The sequence below is a fragment of the Levilactobacillus enshiensis genome (assembly GCF_007115095.1).
In the GTDB taxonomy this organism is placed as follows: Bacteria; Bacillota; Bacilli; order Lactobacillales; family Lactobacillaceae; genus Levilactobacillus; species Levilactobacillus enshiensis.
The window spans coordinates 74,885-87,834 of the sequence record NZ_SULH01000014.1; the positions used below are offsets into that span (position 1 = coordinate 74,885).

Consider the following 12,950-nt stretch of genomic DNA (forward strand, 5'->3'; position numbering starts at 1 on the left):
GGTTCAACCGACACCTATTTGTGACGAAAGAAACTGGCGATGTGTAGGATGGCCAAAATGGCGGCGATGCCGAGCACGACCGTCTCTAACATCACGAACCCACTGAGATGGCGTAGCTGCTGGTAGACCAGCACACCGCCAATAATCAAGATGCCCAACAGCCAGGGAATGAATTTTTGCATCGTTTACCTCCAATAGAAAAACGGCACCCGCAGGCACCGCTTTCCGTTGTGTGTTTAGTTGGCGACCTTGACCAGCACGGCCTTGGTCACGTCTTGATCGACGTCGCGGGCAATGTGGTAGCCGGCGACTTTCAACTTCGACGCCTTGTTCTTACCAGTCAGGGTGTCCTTGACCGTGAACTTTTGGGTCATTGGGATATCGGATAACTTCCCTTTGAAATTGATGACGGTATCGTCACCCTTAGTCTTAAATGTCGTGGTCAGCGTCCCTACCTTGTTGAGGGCGTTGGCTTTGTTAGCAGCACTGTAAGACTTGTAGAATTTATCAACGTTATAGACGGTAACCTTCCCGTCAGAATTGAAACGGTAAGCTTCCAGTCCAGAATTACTCTTAGAATTAACGGCACCAGCCACGTACCAAAGTTGCGTGGATTTGGTCAATGTAGACTTCACATCGGCCTTCTTCGTGGTTTTGTTTTTAAAGCTAGCTTGTTGGTTACTTCCCGACTTGCTACTCTTACTGCAGCCGGCTAAACCGATGGCAAAAACTGCCAGTAGGCTCAGTGCGACGGCAACGATACGGGATTTCTTCATGTCTAAATCACCTCATCAAAAATGATAACAGTTTTGTGGTCAACACACAAACCGCCTGCTTCCGCTAATCGTAGTATAGCATGGTCGCTGGGGTGAAAAGAGAGTTGGCTGGTTAAAAAAGCGTTAAGTTCCGGTAACAACAGTAATGATTAACAATTATTAATAATAGAATATTGTAATTAATAACGCAAAAGTGAAGACGAACGTATGTTTTTCTGGTAGACTATGACGAGAGAGATTTTTGAGGGAGAGGGATTTTATGAGCAAGCGTCGCCGCCGTCGTGGACGGAACCAGATTTCGATTTATGGAGCGTTACTTCTATTAGTAGTTGGCATTATTGGTGGGTTGAGTAGTCAGGGAAATCCCACCGCTAAAAAAGTCACGGAAACGGCCTCGAGTTTAGTCGGTCAGGTGGCAGGGAGCGAGTCATCATCTAACACGACAGCCGCTCCTAAACAGTCGGTCGCGACCCAGGCATTAGCCGATCAAAAATATACGGGAACCCAAATTGTCGCCGTCAACCACAACAAACCGACCTTTACGACGGCCGAACTGTCGACGAAACGGGGGGCCTGGGCAACCTATGCAAATTTAGATAGCTTAAACCGGGTTACGACGGCGAATGCCCTGTTGAGCAAGAGCACGATGCCGACTGCTAAACGGGAGCCACTATACGTGAATCCGACCGGCTGGAAGAACAAGCCGTACACGGTCAATGGCAAGCGAGGGTACCTCTACAATCGGAGTCATTTGATTGGGTATCAGCTGACGGGACAAAATAATAATCTGAAGAACTTGATGACCGGGACGCGGTCGCTAAATGATCCAGGTATGACCGCCTATGAGAATCCGGTGGCCAGTTACTTGAAGAGTCATCCGCGTGATTACGTGCGTTACCAGGTGCAACCGGTCTTTCGTGGCAACGAGCTCGTTGCGCGGGGCGTGCATATGCAGGCCAAGTCGGTCGGCAGTGCCGGAATTTCCTACAACGTCTATATTTTCAATATTCAAGCTGGCATTAAAATTAATTACAGCACCGGAGCCAGTCAGTTAGGCAATCCGGCAGCTAGTTTTTAGAATGCCTTAAAATCCGGATCATCACCAGTCAACGATGGTCCGGATTTTTTTAACCGCTTTTAATTCAAAACTAAGGATAGATCACCACCGGTCTTTAGAGTCGAAGCATAAGTTTAAAGAAGCAGGCTGTCTAATGGGCTAGCGCCGGTTCATGTAGCGGTAGATGGCGTAGAGCACAATACCGGCCAAGATAATGATGCCAACGGCCGGACTGTCGCGAAAAATCCAATGGAAAACACGAATGGGACTGGTCCCATGTAGGCCGCCAATCAATGAGATAAAGCTAGTATGCATGGTATGCACCTCCTATCGAAAAATTACGATTTCTGACGAAAAGTTTAAAGAAAAGTAAAGACATTTGAATGATTTAGCGTATCATGAAATCACAGAGAACAGAGGAGGGTTTACACGTGAATGTGAATTACATGCTCATCCTGGAAATCATTGTGGTGGTCAACTCGGCCTTGGCCTTTGTGACGGTTTTCCGGGAGAAACGAGATATCGCGGCGACGTGGGCGTGGATGTTGGTGTTGGTACTCTTACCGATTGTTGGGTTTATCGCCTATGCCTTCATCGGCCGAAAATTGCCAAAGGGCCGGATGTTTCGTTTGCAACGCCAGGTCGCGGTTCAACTCGATGAGCGCTTATCACAGCAACGCGAAGCAATTGGGACGCAGATTATGCCAGCCGATCAAATCAGCCACTCAGTGATCAACATGGTCAATATGTTTATGGAAACGGACCATGCTTTCTTGGCCCGGAAGAACCGGGTACGCGTGATTACAGATGGCCATGACCTGTTTCACTTGATGATGGAAGACATTGAACGGGCCCACTCCAGTATTCATATTGAATTTTACACCTTTTACAACGACCAGATAGGAAATGACATCTTGGATCTGTTGGTAAAGAAGGCACGAACGGGTGTTGAAGTGCGGGTTATCTACGATCCATGGGGCTCCATGGGGACGTGGAAAAAGTTCTTTAAGCCGTTGATGGACGTTGGTGGCCACGTAGAACCCTTCCTGGGCACGCGTTCGGCGGTCATTGACTTTCGGCTAAACTTCCGTGATCACAGAAAGATCGTGACCATTGACGGTCAGATTGGGTACGTCGGTGGCTTTAACATCGGGGACCAATACTTGGGACGTAAGGAAAAATTTGGCTATTGGCGCGACACACATTTACGAATCGTCGGGTCGGGAGTCTTCTCACTTCAGGCACGGTTCATGTTGGACTGGAACGCAACGGATCGCGATCACCCGTTTAAGGATGACCAGATCGAACATCGTTACTTCCCACTGACCAAGGTTAAGGGCGAAACGAGTCTGCAGATTGTGTCGAGTGGGCCAGATTCTGACTTGCAACAGATTAAGATGGGGTATATGCGCTTGATTCAGACCGCCGAAAAACGGTTGTGGATTCAGACGCCTTACCTGATACCGGACGATAGTGTGCTAGACTCACTGCGGATTGCGGCCATGGCTGGCATTGATGTCCGCATCATGATTCCGGATAAGCCAGACCACGCGTTCGTTTACCGGGCAACGCAATACTATGCGCGGCAGTTAGCGGACGATGGCGTTAAGATTTACTTCTATCATAACGGGTTTATCCATGCCAAAACGATGGTCGTGGACGGCAAGATTGCCTCAGTGGGGTCGGCCAACATGGATTACCGGAGCTTCAAGCTAAACTTCGAAATCAACGCGTTCATCTATGATTCAGAGATTGCTAAGCAACTCGAAGAGATCTATGAAGCGGACATGCGGCATAGCGAACTGATTACGCCGGAGAAGTTTAGAGAACAGTCAACGTATTTGAAATTTAAGCAAACGGCATCACGGTTGTTATCACCAATTCTTTAACGGAACAGACTTTCTGTATGTGTATGTACAGAAGGTCTGTTATTTTTTAGTTGGTTGCTTTAATCAACTATGTCGGTATAATAACGGTAGACAGTAAACGCTTTCTTTCCTAAGAATAGTGCGATTTCATATTTGATGTTAGGGGGATTATCATGAAAACCTTTGTTCCAATTCCAGTAATCGATTCAAGTTTATATCTGTTTGGTGGGCACATGCGGACGGTTCCCGGTGGTTGGCAATTTTTTGAACAAAAACACCAGGCCTTTGAGTTGATGTGTGTTATCAATGGCCACCAGACGACTGAGATAAAAGGGGTCGCTTCATACGATTATGGTCCGGGTGATGTCATGATTATTTCACCGGGAACACTACATACTAATAAAAATTCGAGTGATGATGAATCGATGACATATATTTGTTTTCACTTTAATATTGAGAGTTTGGAGCTAAAGTCGGAGATGATCAGAAACATTGTTAATGCGGTGATTCCGGCTGAACAACCAATTGCCCAGTCGGCAAGTAAAGCAGCTAAGACAATTGTGCAGTACAGTGCAGATCATCATCTGAGTAAAGAACAGTCTAACTTAAAAATTCAAATTGCATTGTTGGAATTTTTCTTTTCGTTAACGGAGGAATTGAAAAAGTATCTCAAACCGAAAGGAACGAATAAATATACTGAAAGTGAGGCTAAAACAAGCCGGTTAATTGTGACGTTAATTAAACGCCGAATTGATCGTAAAGAAGTACCAGTCTTTTCGTTTAGTGATATTTGCCAAAAAGTTGGAATTAGCAGCGGTTATGGGCATAGAACGTTTAAAAAAGTCTATGGTATAACACCATTACACTACATTGAAAGTCAAAAATATAATAAGGCAAAACTTTTGCTTGGGACGCCTGAATATTCGATTGAGGATGTTTCGTACTTAATGGGGGCTAGCAGCATATCTAATTTTAGTAAACAGTTCAAGAAGTGGTCAGGAATTACACCAAGCAAGTATCAACGACAGATGAAGCAAAAGCGACGCGTACGAACGACTAAAGAAAGTGGCTATTTTGAATAATCTAAGTCAGAAAAGACGCACCGATTTTAGGTTGAAGAAGATTATTTGTGAGTGGGAGCAAGGTTACAAATTAACCAAAAACAGTCATGAAAGAAGATGGTTGTTGAACGTGAAAACGATTACAATTTAAACAAAGTTAGCTAACTTGATGGTTTTTGATAATACTGGTAGGCCAACAGTATCATTACTTTTCAATACTTTAGTATTAAAGAGTATCAAATAATTTTATCAAAAATGTAGTCACTAATCTGATAAATTTGATACCCAAAGAAAAGTCATAAATGAAATATCCGTTAGAAAAATGGGTATTTAACAATGATTTTAGTATGTAAAATGTGCTGTTTGATATCGTGATGAAAATGAATTGGATGCAGATGATTTAGTAGAAATTAGAAACAACAATTGCCATATTGTCGTGCCGAAATATTTAGTGGAAATGGCAGTCCTATAAGACCATTTGATCTTCTACATGTAACTTAGCCAATTCATAGAACAAATGAAAGGAAGATTCTATGAAGATAAAAAACCCCGTGCTGCCAGGGTTTAATGCAGATCCAAGTATAATTCGGGTGGGTGATACATACTATATCGCTAACTCAACGTTTGAATGGTTTCCCGGCGTTAGGCTACACGAGTCTAAAGACTTGGTTCACTGGAATCAGCTTCCAGCGCCGTTAACGACCAAGAAGTTATTAGACATGCGCGGAGACCCAGCTTCCGGTGGGATTTGGGCACCAGATCTGAGTTACGCTGACGGCAAATTCTGGTTGATCTACACCGACGTCAAGATTACCGACGGTCCATTCAAGGACATGACCAACTACCTGACGACGGCGACCGATATTCACGGCCCATGGACTGACCCGATTAAGGTCAACGGGGTCGGCTTCGATGCCTCCCTGTTCCATGACAAGAACGGTCGCAAGTACCTAGTTCAACAGACCTGGGATCACCGTGAATACCACCACCCATTCAATGGTATCACGTTGACTGAATTTGATACGGCTACCATGAAGCTGAAGCCAGAAACTGCGCGGAACATTTACAACGGCGATGACGTTAAATTGGTTGAAGGGCCACATCTGTACCAAATCAACGGCTACTACTACCTGTTTGCTGCTGAAGGTGGGACTGTCTTTACCCACCAAGAAGTCGTTGCTCGTTCTAAGACGCTGGATGAACTTTCATTTGAAAGCGAACCAGATGGCCCATTCATCACCAACTTAGACACGCCAGACTTCTACTTACAGAAGCAAGGACATGGTGCCTTAACTGACACACCAGGTGGCGAATGGTACTACGCTTCACTAGTTGCCCGTCCATGGAACCATGAGAACGAATCTAGTCATGATCCTCGCGGCTGGAGCACGCTTGGCCGTGAAACTTCCATTCAAAAGGTTGAATGGGATGATGAAGGCTGGCCACGGGTTGTCGGTGGTCACGGTGGCCAAGTTGAAGTTGAAGCACCAAAGGACGCTATCTTGACCGACGCTCCTAAAGATCACTCACAACATGACGAGTTCGACAAGCCAGAACTCGACCTGAACTGGAACACGTTGCGGCAACCATTTACCAAGAAATTGGGGACGGTTGGCAACGGCGAGTTGAAGTTAGTGGGGCAACAATCCTTATCCAGCACGTTTGACGTTTCCTTTGTCGCACGGCGTTGGCAAGCCTTCAACTTTGATGCTGAAACGAAAGTTAAGTTCGACCCATTCAGTTACCAACAAATGGCTGGATTGGCTAACTTCTACAATGACAAGCACTATTCCTGGATCTTCATCACCAACGATGAAAAGAAGGGTCGTGTGATTGAAGTTGCCCAAAACGACAACAATAATTACACGTCATTCTTGAAGGATAACGCCATTCAGATTCCAGAAGGTACGGAATACGTTTGGTTCAAGGTTAAGGCACGTAAAGAATCTTACACGTACCAGTACTCCTTTGATGGCAAAACTTGGGAAACAGTCCCAGTAGAATTGGATGCAGCCATTTTGTCCGATGACTACGTTCTTCAAACATCCGGTGGCTTCTTCACTGGCGCCTTCGTTGGCCTTGCAGCGGTCGACTACGCCGGTTACGAACAAGTTGCGACGTTTGACCACTTCGACTACCAAGAATTACCAGATTAAGCAGTGAAATTGTCGTTTAGCTGGCGTCTAACTATCGTGTGCAAAATGATTGGCACGCCCCACCGCCGGGTGTATGATGGTGGCGCTAAAGGTGATTGGCCCAACAGCTGACCGGATTGAGGCCGGAGATTTCCGGTCGGTCAGCTGAACCGATGCTAACGGCAGACTAGTATGTATGTGTGAAGGGCCTCCAGCGATGGGGGCTCTTTTAGTTTGGCGATTTTTAACTGACAGACGACTTTTAGAACCGAAATTTTGCGCAGCTGTTCGGCGGCAATTTCAGGAAGGGTTTTCTGATAGTAGCAAGGCCGCTCAGAAAAGACATTCGCAGACCGCTGCAATCGTTTCACCCCATCATTGGTCCACTAATGCCGGCAACTTCGCCTTGGGCCGGTCTTCGTGCTATGATACACTGAAGGTAAATTACGAGGAAGCAGGGGAGTTGAAATGAAGCATAGAGGGATGTTTTGGGGGCTATTGGGGCTCATGACGCTGCTAGTGACCATCGCGTTTAGCCAGCCCATAGTGGCCGCTGCGGACTATACGATTGATCCGTATCAGATGCACATTGCGGTGTTGAAAAATGGGGATGCCAACGTGACGCAGACCATGACCTATCGGTTTGATGACGACTATCATGGTGTCTACAATAATCAGGATCTGCGGGGCATTAAGGGTGGTCAGCTAACCGGTGTTGCGACAGCATTTAATGGTGGCAAATTGACTGCCGCACAGCAGTCGACGGCCCATACGGATAATACCTACCAAGTTAACTATGCTGACCAAAATGCTAAGGTGAAGCTCTACCACCGTGCAAGTGATGGGGATAAGCTAAAGGTGGTTTACCACTACCATTTGCAAGGGGTTATCACCAATTATCGGGATACAGCCGAATTAAATTGGCGGGTGATCGGGTCCAACTGGGACGTTGACTTGGAGAACGTCAAGGTAGTTATTCAGTTGCCGGCGACACGCGTCAAGCAGCTGCAGGCGTGGACGCACGGTTCCTTATCTGGCTATACCAAAGTCGATAAGACACGGGGGCGCGTGACGATGAGCCTCGCGGAGAATCCGTCCGGATCGTTTGTGGAAAGTCATCTGCTCTTTCCGACCAGTGTGACGGCTGCGAACACGAACGTCAAGGATGAAAAACGCAAGGCAACCGTGCAAAAGCAAGAGGCCAATCTGGCGGAACAGGCGAATGCCAAGCGAAAACAGAAGCAACAACGGGCTTACGGTGGCTTTTTCGCATTCGTTGCCGTTATCGTTGTCTTGGGCCTAGGGTTCTGGTGGTGGCTGTGGCGTCATCCAGCCAATCGCTACCCGCACCCCATTCCGGCTAACCACTTCTTTGACGTGCCCAGTGTGTCCCCAGCGTTGGCGGAGTCGCTGGTTGATTTTAAGTCGCCCAACACCGACGCCTTGTCTGGTGAGATTTTAATGGCCGTCAGCAAGCATGAAATTGCGATGGAACCGGTTAAGGACGGGCGCCATCAGACTTTTAAATTGACCAAACTCGTGCCAGTCGTTGCCAACTCCTTCCTCCAAAAATGCTTCACGCGAGTCGCTGAGGATGATAGCTTTACCCTGTTGGAGCTGCAAAAGTATGGTAAACGTGATAAAAAGGGCCGGTTGAGCAAATGGTTCCACACGTGGCAAGAACAAGTCAATGACCTGGCTGAGCCCTATCAGGACGCGGGGAATATTAAACTGCGGCAACGGACGATGCTGGGGACAGTCGGCTTAACCGCTTTGATCAGCATTGCCATTGGGATCAGCTGGACGTTAACGCCAGTCCTCAGTACGGGCACGACAATCGTTGGTTTACTGGCAATGGTGGTGCTGTGGATCTACACGGTGCGACGCTACCAGCACACGGATCGTAACAACGAGGCCGGCCTCATTCAAATCAATGAAATCGGTGGTTTTAGGCGGATGCTCAAGGATATCGGTCATTTCAATACGGCTGAGATTGGAGACCTGATTCTCTGGGAACAGATTCTCCCTTATGCCGCGGCATTTGGTCTGGCCCAGAAGGTTGCTAATAAATTGGCCGTCGATTTCAGTGCGGATGCGTTGACCGATAATTTTGTCGTCTTCTACCCGATCTTCTATGCAACGGACTTTAGCGGTTCAATTGGGAACGCGCTTAATGATAGTATTTCCAGCGCCATTCAGACATCTACAGCGGCCAGTTCCAGCTCAGGTGGTTCTGGTGGCTTCTCCGGTGGCAGTTCTGGTGGTTTCGGTGGTGGCTCGGGCGGAGGGGCCTTCTAAAGAACGGGATTATTCCTAGATTTAGGTAAAGCGAGTGGCGATGTTTCAAGTCGTTACTCGCTTTTTAAATGCTAATGCGGGTACGCCTGTTTCACGTGGAACATTATTTTTACGTATAGTCTGACTGGAATCATTGACACAGTCGCGGCTGCCCGGTAAATTGGGTAACAGGTGGTCTCAGAACCAATTGCACGTCAATAATGGGGGAAATAATTATGGAAATCGCACACCGCCGCTGGCCATTGTGGGTATTGTATACCTTGGCCTTTGCGGTGATCGCAGCGTTGAGCTTTGGCGTATTTGGCTTGGCGAATCGTACACTGATTTGGAATATGGACGGGGTCACACAGCACTATCCGGTGATGTTGGAATTGCATCGACTGTTGGCTAAGTCCGGCCTTGCCGGCGTCACCGGGTGGTCGTGGACGTTTGGCTTGGGGGCCGATAAGTTAACCACGTTAGCCTATTACGTGTTGGGGGACCCATTTGCCTACGTGCTAGCCCTGTTCCCTGTTCGCCTGATGGCAACTGGCTACGGCGTCTTTATTGTCTTACGGCTGTACGTGACGGGCTTGGCGTTTCTGGCGTTGGCCCACCGCTATGCCTTCCGTCCGGGGAGCCAACTGTTGGGGGCCGTGACGTACGCCTTTACGGGGTATTCGCTGATGATTGGCGTTCATCACCCGTTCTTTTTGCTACCGATGATCTGGTTTCCCTTATTGCTAGTGGGTATCGACCGAATTTTACGTGGTCACGGCTGGCAACTACTAGGTTGGGTGACCGGCCTGGCGATCCTGAGTAATTTTTACTTTGCTTACATATTAGGGTTAGGCAGTCTGATTTACGCGGTGATTCGCTTTTGGAGCCTGCAACAACAGGGGCGGTTGGCAGTTAAATGGCCCATTGCCCTGCGGCGCTTTCTGTTCGCGGCAATCAGCGGTATCTTGGTGGCGTGCGTGCTGCTATTGCCGTCATTGCTGATGATGTTGAAGTCGACGCGGGTCGGCACTATTTTTGCCAATGGCCTGTGGCTGTATCCGGGGAGCTACTATCTAAAACTCCCCAATGCTATTCTGACGACCGGGAGCGAACCGACGTACTGGGCCGTCTTTGGGATGAGCGGTGTCACGTTCTTTGGTTGCGTCTACGTGCTACGGCATTGGCGGGAAAATCGGCCGTTGGCGGCAACACTCGTCCTCATGATTGGCGGGCTGTTGTTCCCGGCAGTCGCGGCATTTTTCAACGTGCTGTCGACCCCATCTAATCGGTGGCTGTTGCTGGTGGCGGTTCCTTTTGGCCTCGCAACGATGGTGTTGGGTGACCATTTAAAGGTATTAACTCAGCGGGACCGCTATTGGTTAGTGGGCAGCGCCATGGGCCTGTTGCTGGTCGTCTACGCCTGCAACGGCTTCATTTTCAGTAATCCGGAACGAGATCTGGTCACGTATGGTCTGTTTTTAGTAACAACGGTGGTGATTCTCGGGAGTGCTCAGTGGCCGGTCCACACGACAATGGCACTGCTCGGTGTGGTTGTGGGGGCCAACCTAGTCAACAATGCATGGGGGTATTATGATCCGAATATGGGGTCACAAGCCACCGACCAGTTGCGACAGGGGGATGCGACCCGGTACATCCAAGACTATTTTGACGGTGCACAAACGGCGGTCCAACACCAATCAACCTTTTCACGGGTCAATACGGCCTATAACTTTAATCTCTTGCGAACGGTCGGCAACAATATGACCATGAGCCACGGCTTGAATGGTGTCATGTCATACTTTTCGGTGCAAAATGGGTATGTGGGTCAGTTCAGTCGGGACCTGCAAAATGCACAGGTCGCGATGAATGCGCCGTTGGGGCAGGTCGATAACCGCACGGCGATGAATAATTTGCTGGGCGTCAAAACGATTTTTGCCCGCGAAGACCAAATCGCCAATCACGCGGCGTTGCCGTATGGCTATCGTGCGGGAAAACGTGTGTACCCTGAAGAACCGGTCTATGGATTGTCAAATGGTACCGGCACGCAGTTGCTGACGACGATGCTGAACTTCCCACTGGTCTACACGCAACCAACAACGATTAGCAGTGCGGCCTGGCATCGGCTGAGTGCGGTCGACCGGGAACGAAGCCTAACGCAAACGGCCGTTACAACAACACGGACTAACGTGCAACGCGCGCGTTATCAGTCACCAAAACACACGGTCCCTTATACAGTGACGGCCGATACGATTCCGGTGATCGACAGTACCAATAAGGTCATCCAGTATCGGTTGCAACAGGCAGTGACTGGGCAACAAAAGGGGCTGTCACAGAAACAATTGGAGAACTACGGCAGTACCATTAAGGTGCCCAAACTGACGGTCGATCAGAATGGTCTGATCAGTGATCAAGCAGTCCGGCAGTATGGGCCAATGGTGGCATTGGACCGGAATAAGGTAGCGTTACAGCGGGTGCTCACGACGAATCAACGAATCGTGAAGCAGACGACGCAGGCCAATCAACAGGGATTACGGCAGCTAGCGAGTGATGCGCAGGGCAATCCGATTAGCTATACGTTGACGCTGAAGCGACCGCGGCAGGCGCAGGGAACGGAACTGTACCTAGAGCTTGACGGGATTCAGGCCCAACGATTAACGACACAGGATAAACAGACGGCCCAGGCGAATACGAGTGTGCTGGGGGGGACGCCGCTGTCGGCACTGACGCAGTTGAATACGTGGCGGTCGGCGGTGTTGAATCCTGATTTGGGTGATTACTGGTTAACGGTCAAGACGCGTAATCAGACCAAGACGTTCTCACAGTTTGGCGTCGACAACCTGTCTGACTACGAACCGAAGTCGCATGCGCTATTGAACCTGGGGTATTCGCAACAGGAGCGTGATACGGTCAGCGTGACGTTTAACGCGACGCATCAGATTAGATTTAAATCGGCAAAGTTGATTGCGATGCCATTTAATAAGTCCTATGATCGACAGGTTCACGCGGTCCAGAAGCGGGGCCTGCAACAGGCGCGGGTGCGTGACAATCGCGTGACGGGAACGTTGACGACGACCCGGCCAAGCGTGTTGACCACGTCCATTCCGTATTCTACGGGCTGGCGGCTGAAGGTCGATGGCCAACCGGTGAAGACGCAGGTGGTGAATGATGGCTTTGTGGGCGCTAAACTAGCGGCTGGCCAGCATCAAATTCAACTGACGTACCAGACGCCGGGGCTGCTAGTCGGTAGCTGGTTAACGTGGTTAGGCGTGATTGGTCTGCTGGGAAGTGCGGGCTGGGCGCGTTGGCGGAAGCCTTGATTCTGAAGGTAAGCAAAAAGGGTTGTGACGGTGGTCACAGCCCTTTATTGTGCCGATTTTTCTGTTTGAAATGGTTGTAGTTGCCCATCAAGATAACGTCACCAATAAAATAGAGGGTGCAGCCACTAAAGGTAAACCAGAGATAGTTGAGGAAAAAGTAGTGTCCGGTGGTGAAAAGATCGATGCTTCCTTTGACGATAAAGAGGACGACTAAGCAGACAGCGAGAAATAGTTGTGTCGACTCGAAGGAACTTTTGAGTTGTTCTCGGAAACGATTACCTTTTTTTCGCATGCTAAGTGGGCTCCTTCTTGTAAATGGATGTTGATAATTGAGCCTGACATATGCTCCCTTAGGTATCATAGTTCACAGATGAAATAAGTACAATTTAGAAATAAATTGATTGTAACGGAACCAATACTGGTAATGAAAATTAGGAAGCTTGCTTTAAAATACTTAAG

Annotated in this window: 10 protein-coding genes; 6 read left to right on the forward strand and 4 right to left on the reverse strand. The window is 48.5% G+C overall.

What is annotated here, in order from left to right; translation table 11 throughout:
* Positions 1–14: 14 nt before the first annotated feature.
* Together FAY32_RS14700 and FAY32_RS12810 are read right to left on the reverse strand one after the other, a co-directional pair.
* On the reverse strand, positions 15–182 hold the full coding sequence (locus FAY32_RS14700) for a hypothetical protein (protein WP_158727600.1): 168 nt from the start codon (positions 180–182) through the stop codon (positions 15–17).
* Positions 183–236: 54 nt separating this feature from the next.
* Positions 237–776: a hypothetical protein gene (locus tag FAY32_RS12810; RefSeq protein ID WP_143463816.1), complete on the reverse strand. Its 540-nt coding sequence runs from the start codon at positions 774–776 to the stop codon at positions 237–239.
* Positions 777–1,035: 259 nt separating this feature from the next.
* On the opposite strand from FAY32_RS12810, the gene FAY32_RS12815 reads away from it, so the two are divergent.
* Positions 1,036–1,854: a DNA/RNA non-specific endonuclease gene (locus FAY32_RS12815; protein ID WP_143463817.1), complete on the forward strand. Its 819-nt coding sequence runs from the start codon at positions 1,036–1,038 to the stop codon at positions 1,852–1,854.
* A gap of 138 nt (positions 1,855–1,992) precedes the next feature.
* Here FAY32_RS12815 and FAY32_RS14820 read toward each other — a convergent pair whose 3' ends face one another.
* Positions 1,993–2,148, reverse strand: coding sequence for a hypothetical protein (locus tag FAY32_RS14820; protein WP_191988195.1), 156 nt, complete (start codon positions 2,146–2,148; stop codon positions 1,993–1,995).
* Positions 2,149–2,264: 116 nt separating this feature from the next.
* Here FAY32_RS14820 and cls point away from each other — a divergent pair, with 116 nt between their 5' ends.
* From cls to FAY32_RS12840, 5 genes are all read left to right on the forward strand, one after another.
* On the forward strand, positions 2,265–3,722 hold the full coding sequence (gene cls / locus FAY32_RS12820) for a cardiolipin synthase (RefSeq protein WP_143463818.1): 1,458 nt from the start codon (positions 2,265–2,267) through the stop codon (positions 3,720–3,722).
* A 152-nt stretch (positions 3,723–3,874) separates the two neighbouring features.
* Positions 3,875–4,783: a helix-turn-helix domain-containing protein gene (locus tag FAY32_RS12825; protein WP_143463819.1), complete on the forward strand. Its 909-nt coding sequence runs from the start codon at positions 3,875–3,877 to the stop codon at positions 4,781–4,783.
* 512 nt (positions 4,784–5,295) lie between these two features.
* Entirely contained in the window at positions 5,296–6,918 is a 1,623-nt protein-coding gene (locus FAY32_RS12830; protein WP_143463820.1) for a glycoside hydrolase family 43 protein, read from the forward strand.
* A 447-nt stretch (positions 6,919–7,365) separates the two neighbouring features.
* Positions 7,366–9,195, forward strand: a complete 1,830-nt coding sequence (locus tag FAY32_RS12835) for a DUF2207 domain-containing protein (protein ID WP_143463821.1) — start codon at positions 7,366–7,368, stop codon at positions 9,193–9,195.
* A gap of 215 nt (positions 9,196–9,410) precedes the next feature.
* Positions 9,411–12,491, forward strand: coding sequence for a YfhO family protein (locus FAY32_RS12840; RefSeq protein ID WP_143463822.1), 3,081 nt, complete (start codon positions 9,411–9,413; stop codon positions 12,489–12,491).
* Positions 12,492–12,525: 34 nt separating this feature from the next.
* Here the strand turns inward: FAY32_RS12840 and FAY32_RS12845 are convergent, their stop codons facing one another.
* Positions 12,526–12,783 carry a hypothetical protein gene (locus FAY32_RS12845; protein WP_143463823.1) on the reverse strand — a complete coding sequence of 86 codons (258 nt, stop codon included), beginning with the start codon at positions 12,781–12,783 and terminating at the stop codon, positions 12,526–12,528.
* Between the last annotated feature and the right edge of the window lie 167 nt (positions 12,784–12,950).